We start from the raw sequence: 13,792 nt of genomic DNA, 5'->3' as shown, positions 1-13,792 counted from the left end.
CCATCGTGAACGACCCTCTGTCGATCGCCGTCTGCGGCTGCGGCCCGGCCGGGCTGGCCGCCGCCTGCTTCCTGCACGATGCCGGCCACCGGGTGCGGCTGCTCGAACGCGTCCCGGAGCCGCGGCCGATCGGCGCCGGGCTGATGCTGCAGCCCGCCGGCCTGGCCGCGCTGGCCGGATCGGCGCGCTCGACGCCGCCCTGGCCTACGGCCAGCCGATCGACGGGCTCTATGCCCGGTCCGAGCCCTCGGGCCGGGTGGTGTTCGACCTGAGCTACGCCGCGGTCGATCCGGCCCTGCACGGCTTGGCGATCCATCGCGCCGCGATCTTCGAGGTGCTGTGGCAGGCGGCCGCCGTGCGCCGCGTCCCGGTTGAGACCGGGGTCGAGATCGCCGCGCTGGCGGCCGATGCGGAGGGCCGGCCCGTGCCGGTCACCGCCGCCGGCCGCCGCCTGCCGGCGGTCGACCTGGTGGTCGATGCCACCGGCAGCGGCTCGGCGTTGCGCCCGCTCGCCCGTGCCCCCGTCCGGCCGCGCCCCTACGCCTATGGCGCGGTCTGGGCGACCGTGCCGGCCGCGGGGCTGTGGCTCGACCGGCTGGAGCAGCGCTTCCGCGCAGCGCGCGAGATGCTCGGCCTGCTGCCGGTCGGGCGGATGCCGGGCGACGACGTCCCGCGCGCCATCCTGTTCTGGAGCCTCAGGGTGGCGGAGCATCCGGCCCTGGTGGCGGCGGGGATCGGGGCGTGGCGGCGTCGGGTCCTCGACCTCTGGCCCGAGATCGAGCCGGTGATCGCCGGCATCACCGACCCGGCCCAGCTGACGCTCGCCCGCTACGCCCAGGCGACGCTGCGCCAGCCCTTCGGCGACCGCATCGCCTTCATCGGCGACGCCGCTCATTCGACCAGCCCGCAGCTCGGTGCCGGCGTGACCATGGCGATGCTGGACGGCGCCGCCCTGGCCGATGCGCTGGCGGCCGCGCCGGACATTCCAGCGGCCCTGGCCGCCTATGCCGCGCGGCGCCGGCGGCACATCCGCTTCTACCAGCGCATGAGCGCGCTGCTGACCCCGGCCTTCCAGTCCGACCAGCGCTGGATCGGGACCTTCCGCGACCTGGCCTTCCATCCGTCGACGCGGGTGCCCTGGCTGCGCCGCCGGATGGTCGAGACTTTCGCCGGCCTCGCCCTCGGCCCCTTCGCGGCCGCGACGCCTGCCGCCCTGGCGGGAATGCCGGACCGGATTTCTGGTCGTGCTCTTGAGGTAAGATGATATAATTATCAATCGAATATGACATATTCCTGATGTGATAGGTGAGTATGGTTGAACGGATGATCGACGTCGTGCCGCGGGTGGCGCTCGCCATGGTCACGATGCTGCTGGGCATCCTGCCCGGTTCCGTCCTGGCGGCCGACGCGGTTGTCCTGGCGGCTCCGGCGGGGACATTCACGATCGACCCGGCGACGCTGGGGGTGTCGTTCCGCCCGGACGGTGGGGAGGAGGCGGCGCTGGCCGTCCCGGCCATGGACCCGGGACAGGTGACGGACCGGACCGGCCAGGGATGGCGGCTCGCGGCGGGCAGCGATGCCTATACGATCGAGGCGGCGGTCGAGGGCGGGGCGCTGCGCCTGTCGATCCGCTCCGACCGGCCGGCGACCCTGGCCTGGCCGCAGACCGCCGACCCGGCGGCGATCACCGCCTATGCCATGCCCTTCGGCGAGGGCAGCTACATCCCGGCCGACGATCCCGCCTGGCTCGACTGGCTGACCCGGCGCTACGAGCCCGCCGACCTGACCGAGCAGCTGTCGATGCCGTTCTGGACCGAGCTGCGGGACGACCACTCGATCACCTGGCTGGTCGAGACGCCGTTCAACACCTGGTTCGCCGTCGTCGAAGACGCCGGCCGGCCGCGACCCGTGCTGGCGCACGACTTCACCCGCCTGGCGCCGGGCGCGCCCTATGTCGTCCGCATCGTGCCGGGGCCGGCCGACCCGCTGGCGGGGGCGAAGGCCTATCGCGCCTGGCTGCAGGCCAGCGGCGGCTTCGTCTCGCTGACGGACAAGATCGCCGCCCCGCCGGATGTCGCCCGGCTCGGCGGCGGCCCGCACATCTATCTCTGGGGCAAGGGGCCGCTGAAGCCGGAGGACGTGCTGCAGTGGCGCGCCTTCGTCCGGCTGGTCCAGCAGAAGAAGGGCGATGGCGCGCATCTGGCCGGCCGGCTGTGGCAAGCCTTCGATGCGGAGGGTCGCCAAGCGTTCGAGGATGCGTTCAAGGACGCCGCCGGCGCCGGCGGCTTCGTCTCGGCCTACAGCCGGGCGGCGCTGACCCGCGCGGTCAACGATGCCCTGCGCCGGGCCGTGCCGATGGCGCCGGTCGATCCGCTGCCGGGCGGGCATGATCCGGCGGCGGAGGCGGCCTGGGCCGCCGGCCCTCTGCGCGCCGCTCTGACCGAGGCCTTCGGCCCGCTGCTGGCGCCGCCGGAGCGCTGGGGCGGCGGGCTGTCGCTCGACACCGTCGCGGCGCTGCAGAAGGCCGGTCTCACCCATGCCTGGCTCGGCGTCGAGGACTGGCGCGATGCGCTGTGGCACCCGGAGGCGGTGGTTGCCGCCAAGGCTGCCGGCTACCTCGTCGGCGCCTATGACAGCTACGGCAGCGCCCATCCGCTGGACCTGCCCGAGACCTGGCCGACGGCGCAGATGGGCGCCGACCTCGCCGCCGCCGGCTATGTCGACAGGAATGGCAAGACCGTCACCGGCTTCGCCGGCCGCGGCGTCTATGCCAGCGCGGTGGCGGCGGAGCCCTACGCCCGGCGGCGGATCGCGGCGGTGGCCAAGGCGGCGGGCCTGGACAGCCTGTTCCTCGACGTCGACGCCGCCGGCCTGGTGTTCGACGACTATGCCCCGGGCCGCGAGACCAGCCAGGCACAGGACGCCGAGGCGCGCCGCCGCCGCCTGGCCTATGCGGCCTCGCTCGGCCTCGTCGTCGGCAGCGAGGGCGGCTCCGCACTGTTCGCGCCGCAGATCGCCTTCGCCCACGGCATGACCACCCAGCCCTTCGCCTGGATGGTGGCGGAGATGAAGGACAAGGGGTCGCCCTTCTACCGCGGCAACTACTGGCCGCCGGAGACGCCGTCGCTCTACTTCAGCCCGGCCAGACTGAAGCCGGAGATCGCGCGCGTCGTCGCCGATCCGCGCTTCCGCCTGCCGCTCTACGAGATCGCGCTGCACGACAGCGTCGTCACCACCCATCACTGGGAATACGGCTCGCTGAAGTTCTCGGACCAGCGCGAGGCCACGGCGCTGCTTCAACTGCTCTACGCCGTGCCGCCGCTCTACCACCTGAACGCTTCGGTGCTGGACGGCGACCTGCCGATGATTGCCGCTTACGACCGGGTGTTCCGGCCGCTGCACGAACGGGTCTTCACCCGGCCGATGACGGATTTCGCGGTGCTGTCGCCCGACCGGCTGCTGCAGCGCTCGACCTTCGGCGACGGCACGGCGGTCACCGTGAACTTCGACACCAAGCCGCGGAGACTGGACGACGGCACGACGCTGCCGGCCCAGGCCGCCCGGATCGCCGCGTCGGGACAGGGGCCGCAGGTGATCGAGGCCGGCCCTCTCTTCCGCTACCCAAAGTAGGCGGATGCGCAAAATCCTGAGCGAATCCGCCTAGTCGGCGTTGGGAGGCGGGCCTACCATCGGCCTGCCCAGCAAACAGGGGGTGCATCCAAATGAGAACAATCCTTCGCGGCGCCATCGCCGCGATCCTGCTCGGCTGCGCGGCCTTGCCGGCCGGGGCCGAGACGCCGAAGGACACGCTGGTCCAGGCCTATCGCATCGACGACATCATCACGCTCGATCCGGCCGAGGTGTTCGAATTCTCGACCACCGAATACGTCAACCAGGTCTATGACCGGTTGATCTACTACAACGCCCAGGATCCGGCGAACTTCCTGCCCGGCATCGCCGAGAGCTGGACCGTCGCCGATGATGGCACCACCTACAGCTTCAAGATCCGCGACGGGGTCAAGTTCCACTCCGGCAACCCGCTGACGGCCGAGGATGCGGCCTATTCGATCCGCCGCGCCATCAAGCTGAACCTGTCGCCGGCCTTCATCGTCGGCCAGTTCGGCCTGACCGCGGAGAATGTCGACGCCATGGTCACGGCGCCGGATGCGCGGACACTGGTGTTCAAGACCGACAAGGCCTACGCGCCCAGCTTCGTGCTGAACTGCCTCAGCGCCACGGTCTCCTCGGTGGTCGATTCCAAGATCGTGGAGGCGAACGCCAAGAACGGCGATTTCGGCCATGACTGGCTGAACACCCATTCCGCCGGCTCCGGCCCCTACGAGCTCGGCGGCTGGAAGCCGAATGAGAGCCTGGTGATGAACCGGTTCGACGACTACTGGCGGGGCAAGCCGGGCTTCAAGCGGATCTTCTTCCGCCATGTGCTGGACCCGACCTCACAGCTGCTGCTGCTGCAGAAGGGCGATGTCGACATCGCCCGCGGCCTTACCGGCGAGCAGCTGGAGTCGCTGAAGTCGAACCCGGACGTCACGGTGCAGGAAGTGCCGCGCGGCACCATCTGGTACCTGTCGATGAACACCCAGACCGAGCCGCTGAAGAAGGTCGAGGTGCGCCAGGCTCTGAAATCCCTGATCGACTACCAGGGCATGGCCGACAGCTTCATGAAGGGCCTCGCGGTTCCGCATGAGAACTTCCTGCCCAAGGGCTTCCTCGGCGCCCTCGACGACATGCCGTTCAAGCTCGACGTCGACAAGGCCAGGCAGCTGCTGGCGCAGGGCGGTTATCCGGACGGCTTCAAGATCAGCATCGACGTGCCGAACGGGTCGCCCTATCTGGAGATGGCGCAATCGATCCAGGCGACCTTCGCCAAGGCGGGGGTGGACCTCCAGATCATCGCCTCGGACGACAAGCAGCAGACCAGCAAGGTCCGGTCCCGCAAATACCAGACCGCAATCGGCCGCTGGGGCCCGGACTACCAGGACCCGCACACCAACGCCCAGAACTTCGGCATGAATGTCGACAACGGCGAAAATCCGCCGATGAAGACGACGGCGTGGCGCACGGCCTGGGACATCCCCGAGCTGACCAAGGAGACCGAGGCCGCGGTGCTGGAGACCGACACCGCCAAGCGCCAGGCGATGTACGGGGACCTGCAGCGCAAGATCCGCGAGACCGGTCCCTATGCCTTCATGTTCCAACAGGTGGAGGCGGTCGCCGCGCGCAAGACCGTCCAGGGCCTGGTCTGGGGCCCGGGCACGGAGAACGACTTCTTCTGGCAGGGGAAGAAGGAGTGATATCGGCGAGCCGGTGATCGGGCTCCCGATCCGTCATTGCGAGGAGGCGAAGCCGACGAAGCAATCCATGTCTCCGCTCTTGCTGCCCTGGATTGCTTCGCTACGCTCGCAATGACGACCTTATTTGGAGGCCCGTTACGCCGCCTCCCGCGCCACCATGTGCCCGCCGCCGACATCGGCGAGGTCGACCAGCACCGGCGTGTGGTCCACCGGCCGCACCGGGCTCGGGACCTCGCCGGACAGGCGCTGGAAATGGTCGCGGCGGCGGCGCGGGTCGGCGATCGGCACGGCCTGCATCAGCGTCCGGGTGTAGGGGTGGCGCGCGTCCTCGAAGATCTGGCGGCGGGTGCCGGTCTCGACGATCTGGCCGAGATACATCACCGCCACCCGGTGGCTGATCTGCTCCACCACCGCCATGTCGTGCGAGATGAAGAGATAGGCGAGGCCGAGATCGGCCTGCAGCTCGTGCAGCAGGTCCAACACCCGGGCCTGGACCGAGACGTCGAGGGCGGAGACGGATTCGTCGGCGATGATCGCCTTGGGCGACAGGCTCAGCGCCCGGGCGATGCAGATGCGCTGGCGCTGGCCGCCGGAGAATTCATGCGGGTGGCGGTGGCGCAGCTCCGGCTCCAGCCCGACCCGGCGGAACAGCCATTCGACGCGGTCGGCCAGCTCGCCGCCCCTGGCCAGGCCGTGGATCACCAGCGGCTCGGCCACCAGCCCGCCCACGGTCATGCGCGGATCGAGCGAGGCGTAGGGATCCTGGAACACCATCTGGATGTTCCGGCGCAGCGGCTTCAGCGCGGTCGGCCCGAGGCCGGCGGCCTCGGCCCCGGCGATGCGGATCGAGCCGCGCCAGGGCACCAGCCCCATCAGGGCCTTGCCGGTGGTGGACTTGCCGCAGCCGCTCTCGCCGACCAGGGCCAGCGTCTCGCCGGGATTCAATGTGAAAGAGAGGCTCTCCACGGCATGCACGCGCTTGACCGTGCGCTGCAGCAGCCCGCCGGCGATATCGAAGCGGACGGTCAGGTCCTTGACCTCGATCACCGGCTGGTTCGCCGCGGGCAGGGCAGGGGCGTCGGCGCGCAGCGGCGCATCTCGGCCGGCCAGCTGCCCCAGCTTCGGCACGGCGGCCAGCAGCTGCCTTGTGTAGTCCTGGCGCGGCGCCTCGAACAGCGGCACCACCGGGCCGCTCTCGACCACCCGGCCCTGGTGCATCACCACCACCCGGTCGGCCATCTCGGCCACCACGCCCATGTCATGGGTGATCAGGATCAGGGCGGTGCCGAACTGGCGCCGCAGGTCTCGCATCAGCTCCAGGATCTGGGCCTGGATGGTGACGTCCAGCGCCGTGGTCGGCTCGTCGGCGATCAGCAGCTTGGGCCGGCAGGCCAGCGCCATGGCGATCATCACCCGCTGCCGCATGCCGCCGGACAGCTCGTGCGGATGCTGCCGCAGCCGCCGCTCGGGCTCGGCGATGCGCACCGCCTCCAGCGCTTCCAGGGCCAGCCGCCGGGCTTCGGCACCGTCGACCTGGCGATGCGCGCGGATCGCCTCGGCGATCTGCCGGCCGACCGACATCACCGGGTTCAGGCTGGTCATCGGCTCCTGGAAGATCATCGCGATCTCGCCGCCGCGCACCCGCCGCATCTGCCGTTCGGGCAGCGCCAGCAGGTCCCGGCCCTCCAGCAGCACCTGGCCGCCGGCGACCCGGGCCATGGGCTGCGGCAGCAACCCCATGATCGACAGCGAGGTCATCGACTTGCCGCTGCCCGATTCCCCGGCGACGCACAGCGTCTCGCCGGGGTCCAGGTCGAAGCTCAGATCCTCCACCACCAGCTTCGGCCCCGCCGGCGTCGCCACCTGGGTGCTGAGATTGCGGACCTGGAGGAGGGGGGAACCTGGTCCGGTCATGGCGCGCGGATTCCGTCGATGCGGTCCCGGGACGCCTCACTCCTAGTCCCCCCTCCCCTTGCGGGAGGGGGGTAGGGGGAGGGGGCTCGCGCAGCAGGAACCGGCATAAGGCTTGCGGATGTTCGAGAGCCCCTCGACGGAATTCCCGTGCCCTTCGACCGACAACCCCCTCCCCCTAACCCCCTCGCGCGAGGGGAGGGGGGACTCGGTTGGTTGCGCGGCGAGGGAGCGGACTCCGGCATCATTCGAAGACGATGCGCGGGAAGTAGAACGACACCACCCAGTTCGGCTGGTCGACGATCTCGCTGATCCTGAGGTCGCCGCAGACCGAGCACAGCATGTAGGCGTCGACCGCCGCCATGCCGCGGGTGCGGCACAGCAGCTCGACCATCTCGGCGACGGCGATGCGCGCCCCCTCCATCAGGTCGGGGCCGATCCCGGTCGTCACCTCGTAGCCCTTGGCGTCGAGGTGGCGCGTCACCGGTCCCGGCGTGGCGAAGCGCGGCATCCGCGAGTTGGCGCCCTTCACCAGGTCGAGCGTCAGCGTCACCTTCATCGGGCTTTCGATGGCCGTGCCGCAGACCTCGCCGTCGCCCTGGGCGGCATGGGTGTCGCCGATCGAGAACAGCGCCCCCGCCACCTCGACCGGCAGCCAGAGCGTCGCCCCGGCCGCCAGGTCGCGGATGTCGAGATTGCCGCCGACCCGCCGCGGCGGCACCACCGAATGCAGCCCCGGCTCGGCCGGCGCCACCCCGATGGTCCCGGCGAAAGGCTTCAGCGGCACCTTGGCCAGGGTCGAGAACAGGGCCGGCGTGTCGGCCTGATAGCGCCAGAGATGCAGCGCCGGATCCTTGAACTGGTCCGCCAGCAGGCCGAAACCGGGGATGTTGGCGGTCCAGCCGAAGCCCGACGGCGCATAGTGGTCGAGCGTGATCTTCAGCGCGTCGCCGGGCTCCGCCCCGTCGACCAGGATCGGCCCGGTGACCGGGTTGACCTTGCCGAAGTCGAGCGTGGCGACGTCGGCGACCGTGCTGGAGGCGCTGAGCTGCCCGCCCGCGGCGTCCAGGCAGTCGAACTCCAGCGTCGTCCCCGGCGCCACCGTGGCCACCGGCGGGAAGTCGCGGTTCCAGCCGAAATGGTGGTGCGCGCCGTGGATGGTGTGGTGGTGGTGCGGCTTACTGGGCATCTTTGGCGTACACGTTGTCGTAGTTGATCGGGATGTGGACCGGGTCGACGAACAGGGCGCCGTCGCCGCCCATCCGCTCGGAGCGGATGGTGTAGCGCTGCTCGTTGAACACCGGGGCCCAGGGCGCGTCCTTCATGATGTCGAGGAAGATGTCCCGCCACTTGGCCTCGCGCTCCGCCGCCTTGGCCGGGTCGGCGATCGAATCCGCCTCGGCCGCGCGCTTGTCGAGATCCGCGTTGCAGTACCAGGACCAGTTCCAGCCGCCGGGCACCGCGCCGCCGCAGCCCAGGATCGGACCGTAGAAGTTGGACGGGTCCGGGAAGTCGGCGATCCAGGCCATGCCGCCCGACCAGATCATGGTCGACTGCTTTTCGTCACCGCCGGCGGCGATGACGTTGGCCTGGGCCAGGGCCTTGATCTCGGCCTTGATGCCGATCTGGGCCAAATCCTGCTGGATCGCCTGGGCGATGCGCGGCTGCGGGTCGGTGTTGGCGACGTAGAGATCGGTGGTGAAGCCATCGGCCTGGCCGGCATCGGCCATCAGCTTCTTGGCGCCGGCGACGTCATAGGCATAGCCCTTGTAATCGGCGGCGTAGCCCGGCATCGACGGCGGCAACGGCTGGGTCGCCGGCATGGCGCGGCCGTTGATGATGCGGATGATGCGGCTCTTGTTGATCGCCATGTTGACGGCCTGCCGCACCCGCACATCGTCGAACGGCTTGGCCTTGACGTTCATGGTGATGTAGCCGGTGTGCAGCTGGCTGCCCTGGATGATCAGGTCCTTGTAGGCCGGGTCCTGGGTCACCTCGAGGAACTTGGCCGGCGGGATGCCGTCGCCGGCGATGTCGACCTCGCCGCGCTGCAGCCGCAGCAGCGCCACCACCGGCTCCTGCCCGACCTCGAACACGATCTTGTCGAGATGCGGCAGGCCCTTGTGGAAGTAGTCCGGGTTGCGCTCGAACACGATGCGCTGGCCCAGCGTCCATTCGGTCATCCTGAAGGCGCCGGTGCCGACCGGATGCTTGCCGAAATCGGCGCCGTGTTTCTCGACCTCCTCCTTGGGCACGACGTGAGAGAAGTTCAGCGCCATCTTGTGCAGGAAGGGCGCGTCCGGCCGGGTCAGGTGGAAGACCACCGTGTAGTCGTCCGGCGCGGTGACGCCGCTCAGCTCCTTGGCCTTGCCGCCGGAGACGTCGGCGAAGCCCTGGATCGAATCGAAGAAGCCGGCGCCGGGGCTCTGCGTCTCCGGCTGCACCACGCGGTCCAGCGAGTATTTGACGTCGGCGGCCTTCAGCTCGCGGCCGTTGTGGAACTTGACCCCGTGGCGCAGCTTGAAGGTGTAGGTCATCCCGTCGGCCGAGACCTCGAAGCTCTCGGCCAGGTCCGGCACCAGATCGGTGGTGCCGGGCTTGTAGTCCATCAGCCCGTCGAACAGGCTCTTGATCATCGACCAGTTCTGCCAGTCGTAGCCGATGGCGGGGTCCAGGGTCGTGACGTCGTCCTTGTAGGTGACCGTCATGGTGCCGCCCTGCTTGATGTCCTGGGCCATGGCAGGGACCGCCAGGGTCAGGGTGAGGGCGGCGGCGCCGGCGAGCAGCATGGACTTCAGCATGAAACCTCCTGTGGTTCGGCGTTGTTGTGGGCCCGTCACCGCAGCTTGATCCTCGGGTCGATGAACGGGGCGATCAGGTCGGCCAGCAGGTTGCCCAGCACGATGGCGACGGCGGAGACCAGCGTCACGCCCATGATGATCGGAATATCGACGCGCTGGATCGCCTGCCAGGTCAGCTGGCCGATGCCGGGCCAGCCGAACACGGATTCGACGACGACGATGCCGCTCATGAACAGGCCGATGTCGATGCCGATCATGGCGATGATCGGCAGCAGCGCGTTGGGCAGCGCATGCGCCAGCACCACGCGCCAGGCGCCCAGCCCCTTGGCCCGGGCGGTGCGCATGTAGTCCTGGCGCAGCACATCCAGCATCGCGGACCGCATCATCCGCGAATACCACCCCGCGCCGAGCAGCCCGAGCGTCAGCGAGGGCAACACAAGATGCGCGAAGCTGCCGTAGCCGCCGAGCGGGAACCAGGCGAGCTGCCAGGCGAAGACGTAGAGCAGCAGCATGCCGACCACGAATTGCGGCGCCGAGACGCCGATGAAGGAGGTCAGCATCAGCGCGTGGTCGGTGCCGGTGTTCCGCCGCAGCGCCGCGGCCACGCCCATGGTCAGGCCCAGCGCCAGCTCGCAGATGATGGCGCCGACCATCAGCAGCAGGCTGGCCGGCAGGCGGCTCATGATCAGCGTCGCCACCTCGGTCCGCTGCAGGTAGGAGCGGCCGAGATCGCCCTGCAGCAAGGCGCCGAGATAGCGCAGATACTGCTCGTGGAACGGCCGGTCGAGGCCGAGCTGGGCGCGGATGCCGGCCACCACCTCCGGCGTCGCGCTGCGCCCGGCGATCTGCCGCGCCGGGTCGGCCGGCAGCAGGTACAAGAGCACGAAGGTGACCAGGCTGACCCCCAGCAGGATCAGCACGGCCTGGGCCAGGCGGCGGAGCAGATAGGCGCCCATCAATGCCGGCCCTTCTGCGTCGGGTCGAGGATGTCGCGCAGCGCGTCGCCGACCAGGTTGAAGGCCAGGGCCAGGAGGATGATGGCGGCGCCGGGGATGAACACCAGCCACGGCGCGGTCGAGAAGTAGGTCTGGTTCTCGAAGATGATGTTGCCCCAGCTCGGCGTCGGCGGCTGCACCCCGATGCCGAGGAAGGACAGGGTAGCCTCCAACAGCACCGTGGTGGCGATGCCGAGCGTGCCCCAGACGATGGTGGTGGACAGCAGATGCGGCAGCACGTGGCGCAGCAGGATGCGGGCGCGGGAGGCGCCGAGGCCCCATTCCGCCTCGATGAAGTCGCGCTCCGCGATCGACCGGGTCTCGGTGTAGATGATCCGGGCGATCTGCACCCAGTTCACCATGGCGATGACCAGTGCGACGATCCACAGCGACGGCGTGAAGATCGCGGCCAGCACGATCGCCAGCAGCAGCGCCGGGAACGCCATCATCAGATCGGTGAAGCGCATCATCACCGCGCCCAGCCAGCCGCCGGCGAAGCCAGCGACGACGCCGAAGAAGGTGCCGATCAGCACTGCGGCGCCGTTCGCGACGACGCCGATGACCAGCGAGGTCTGGGCGCCGTAGACCAGGCGCGAGAACATGTCCCGGCCCAGGAGGTCGGTGCCCAGCCAGAAGCGGCCGTCCGGGGCCAGGGGGGCGCCCTCCAGCGTCAGCCCGTCGAACAGCTGCTCGTCGGGTGAAAAGGGCACGATCCAGGGCGCGAGCAGGGCCGCGGCCACCACCACCAGGATGACCACGAGCCCGAACAAAGCGAGCTTGCGGCGCAGGAGCTGGCTCAGGATCGCCACGGCTCAGCCTCCGCGCCGGCCGGCGGCCGGGTCCGGGATTCCGGCCGCGAGGTCGAGGCAATGCTCCTCGATGCTGCGCCGGCGCTGCATCGCGGCGCTGCGGATCTCGCGGAAGGCGTCCGCTTCGCTCAGGCCCCGCTGCGCCATCAGCGTCAGGATGGCGCGCACCACCACCGGCCGCAGGCGCAGCCTTGTCTCCAGATCGGCGATCCGGGCCTCGCGGTCGCGGCGCTCGGCGAAGCCGTGCTCGGCGATCACCAGGGCGCTGAACACGCCGCCGGAGGCGACCGGCTTCAGCAGATGGGCGGTAGCGCCCTGGGCCAGCACCCAGTCCAGCCGGCCCGGCGCCTCCGACCCGATCAGGGCGACCAGCGGCATCGGCGGTGACCCGGCCGGCCAGGGGAACTGGCCGTCATGGGCGGTGTCGGCGTCGAACAGCACGAAATCGGCGGAAAGGTCGGCCGCGGCCAGCGCAGGCCAAGCCGGCCGGGCGGCGATGCCCAGCCGCTCGAGCTGGCGCAGCACCGCGGCGGCGGCGGCGTGCGGCCGGTGCAGCACGACGGCGCTGCGGCCGCGGAAGTTCGGGGTGGGGACGCGGCGCATGCTCACTTCACCCGCTTCAGCCGCGGGGCGGCGCCGGGCCCGAGCACCCGCCGGGCCAGGGCCGCGGCGTCGAACTCGACCAGATACGGGTCCGGTGCCACCGGTGCCGCGGCGCGGTCGAGGATGTCGAAGCCGCCATCGGCCCCGATCCGGCCCAGGCAGGGCGTCAGCGCCGCGTGGTTGGTGCGCGGGTCGATGCCGAGCGGCCCCAGCGGCGTGGCGAAGCGGCGGGCGTGCAGCACCGGCCGCAGCGCCTCCGGCGCGTCGCTGCCGGCCTCGCGGATCGCCTCGGCCAGCATCCGCACCGCGGCATAGCCGCCGGCGAGGAAGGCCGAGCTGCGCCGGCCGGCGCCGAAGCGCTGCCGCACCCGGTCGCGGAAGGCGCGGTTCTCGGCGGTGTCGACGCCCTCGAAGTAGATCGCGCTGCTGAGATGGCCGATGCCGGCCGGGCCGATCAGCCCCAGCTCGCATTCGGTCAGGTTGCAGCTGACGATCGGGCAGCGGTCGGGCCCGAAGGCCGGGTCACTGTCGGCCAGCGCCCGATAGGCCCGGAAGAAGGCGTAGCTCGACGGGCCGATCAGGTTGTTCAGGATGAAGTCCGGCCGCTTCTCCCGCACCTGCTGGACCAGCCGGCCGACATCCTCGCTGCCGATCGGCAGGTAGCGCTCGGCCAGCACCTCGCCGCCGCAGGCGCCGATCAGCTCGCGCGCCACACGGTTGACCTCCCAGCCCCAGATGTAGTTCGAGCCCAGCAGGGCGGCGCGGGTGCCCCAGCGCGGCAGCACATGCTGGAACAGCGGCACGATGTGCTGGTTCGGGCTGGCGCCGGTGTAGATCACGGCCTCGCTGCTCTCGAAGCCTTCATAGGGGCAGATGTACCACAGCAGCGCGTCGTGCTTCTCGATCGTCGGCAGCACCTCCTTGCGCGACAGCGAGGTGATGGTGCCGACGATCTGGCGGCAGCCGCCCTCGCGGATCGCCGCCTCGCACAGCGTGTGGTAGCGGTCGATCACGCCTTCGGGGTTGGCAGCGACGGGGGCGAGGGTGAAGCCGAAGGCGTCGTCGGCATTGACCTCCTCCAGCGCCATCACGGCGCCGTCCAGCGCCTCGCGCCCGATCGCGCCATAGGGCCCTGTGGTCGAATAGAGCAGACCGATCGCGTAATTCGCCCGCACGTGCCGCCTGTCCCCTGAACGCACAAAACCCCATCGCCTGCCGTCGCCGGCCTGCGGATGGGGCTTCATTGCCGCTCCTGCCCGTCGGGCAAGAAGAATGTCGAGTTGCTGGCTCCAGGATAAGGCTCGGCCCGTTTCTGTCAATCGCGCTGCAACATTGCGTCCCGGAAGGCAGGCGCGAGAAGC

General features: G+C 70.2%; 11 protein-coding genes. 4 read left to right on the top strand and 7 right to left on the bottom strand.

The genetic code is table 11. The features are described 5' to 3' along the window. Window positions 1-5: 5 nt before the first annotated feature. From AAHM41_RS02720 to AAHM41_RS02705, 4 genes are all read left to right on the top strand, one after another. Window positions 6-272, top strand: coding sequence for an FAD-dependent oxidoreductase (locus AAHM41_RS02720; RefSeq protein WP_342234966.1), 267 nt, complete (start codon window positions 6-8; stop codon window positions 270-272). Next, a complete protein-coding gene (locus tag AAHM41_RS02715; RefSeq protein ID WP_342234965.1) occupies window positions 257-1,264 on the top strand; it encodes an FAD-dependent oxidoreductase in 1,008 nt (335 codons plus the stop codon). The genes AAHM41_RS02720 and AAHM41_RS02715 overlap by 16 nt, the downstream gene beginning before the upstream one ends. Before the next feature lie 47 nt (window positions 1,265-1,311). Then, complete coding sequence (locus AAHM41_RS02710; RefSeq protein WP_342235036.1) at window positions 1,312-3,630, top strand: glycoside hydrolase; 2,319 nt, start codon at window positions 1,312-1,314, stop codon at window positions 3,628-3,630. Window positions 3,631-3,722: 92 nt separating this feature from the next. Beyond that, window positions 3,723-5,312 carry an ABC transporter substrate-binding protein gene (locus AAHM41_RS02705; RefSeq protein WP_342234964.1) on the top strand — a complete coding sequence of 530 codons (1,590 nt, stop codon included), beginning with the start codon at window positions 3,723-3,725 and terminating at the stop codon, window positions 5,310-5,312. A 135-nt stretch (window positions 5,313-5,447) separates the two neighbouring features. Here AAHM41_RS02705 and AAHM41_RS02700 read toward each other — a convergent pair whose 3' ends face one another. The 7 genes from AAHM41_RS02700 to AAHM41_RS02670 form a co-directional block, all read right to left on the bottom strand. Then, window positions 5,448-7,226, bottom strand: coding sequence for an ABC transporter ATP-binding protein (locus AAHM41_RS02700; protein WP_342234963.1), 1,779 nt, complete (start codon window positions 7,224-7,226; stop codon window positions 5,448-5,450). A gap of 241 nt (window positions 7,227-7,467) precedes the next feature. Continuing rightward, window positions 7,468-8,412, bottom strand: a complete 945-nt coding sequence (locus AAHM41_RS02695; protein ID WP_342234962.1) for an acetamidase/formamidase family protein — start codon at window positions 8,410-8,412, stop codon at window positions 7,468-7,470. Then, the gene (locus tag AAHM41_RS02690) at window positions 8,402-10,024 is read right to left on the bottom strand and encodes an ABC transporter substrate-binding protein (RefSeq protein ID WP_342234961.1); all 1,623 of its coding nucleotides are present in this window, start codon (window positions 10,022-10,024) and stop codon (window positions 8,402-8,404) included. Before AAHM41_RS02690 ends, AAHM41_RS02695 begins: the two co-directional genes overlap by 11 nt. 35 nt (window positions 10,025-10,059) lie before the next feature. Continuing rightward, entirely contained in the window at window positions 10,060-10,980 is a 921-nt protein-coding gene (locus tag AAHM41_RS02685) for an ABC transporter permease (RefSeq protein ID WP_342234960.1), read from the bottom strand. Next, window positions 10,980-11,828, bottom strand: coding sequence for an ABC transporter permease (locus tag AAHM41_RS02680; RefSeq protein ID WP_342234959.1), 849 nt, complete (start codon window positions 11,826-11,828; stop codon window positions 10,980-10,982). Before AAHM41_RS02680 ends, AAHM41_RS02685 begins: the two co-directional genes overlap by 1 nt. A 3-nt stretch (window positions 11,829-11,831) precedes the next feature. Then, entirely contained in the window at window positions 11,832-12,431 is a 600-nt protein-coding gene (locus AAHM41_RS02675; protein WP_342234958.1) for an ANTAR domain-containing response regulator, read from the bottom strand. A 2-nt stretch (window positions 12,432-12,433) separates the two neighbouring features. Next, on the bottom strand, window positions 12,434-13,606 hold the full coding sequence (locus AAHM41_RS02670) for a transporter substrate-binding domain-containing protein (RefSeq protein ID WP_342234957.1): 1,173 nt from the start codon (window positions 13,604-13,606) through the stop codon (window positions 12,434-12,436). Window positions 13,607-13,792 lie beyond the last annotated feature (186 nt).

The sequence above is a fragment of the Inquilinus sp. OTU3971 genome, assembly GCF_038440215.1.
Note: the sequence above shows the minus strand (reverse complement) of the source record. Positions and strands in the feature narration are given on the sequence as shown.

What these genes read in the sequence shown, in the direction of transcription:
- AAHM41_RS02710 (WP_342235036.1), top strand. Translation starts at nt 1,312, where the DNA reads ATGGTTGAACGGATGATCGACGTCGTGCCGCGGGTGGCGCTCGCCATG.
- AAHM41_RS02705 (WP_342234964.1), top strand. Translation starts at nt 3,723, where the DNA reads ATGAGAACAATCCTTCGCGGCGCCATCGCCGCGATCCTGCTCGGCTGC.
- AAHM41_RS02700 (WP_342234963.1), bottom strand. Translation starts at nt 7,226, where the DNA reads ATGACCGGACCAGGTTCCCCCCTCCTCCAGGTCCGCAATCTCAGCACC.
- AAHM41_RS02695 (WP_342234962.1), bottom strand. Translation starts at nt 8,412, where the DNA reads ATGCCCAGTAAGCCGCACCACCACCACACCATCCACGGCGCGCACCAC.
- AAHM41_RS02690 (WP_342234961.1), bottom strand. Translation starts at nt 10,024, where the DNA reads ATGCTGAAGTCCATGCTGCTCGCCGGCGCCGCCGCCCTCACCCTGACC.
- AAHM41_RS02685 (WP_342234960.1), bottom strand. Translation starts at nt 10,980, where the DNA reads ATGGGCGCCTATCTGCTCCGCCGCCTGGCCCAGGCCGTGCTGATCCTG.
- AAHM41_RS02675 (WP_342234958.1), bottom strand. Translation starts at nt 12,431, where the DNA reads ATGCGCCGCGTCCCCACCCCGAACTTCCGCGGCCGCAGCGCCGTCGTG.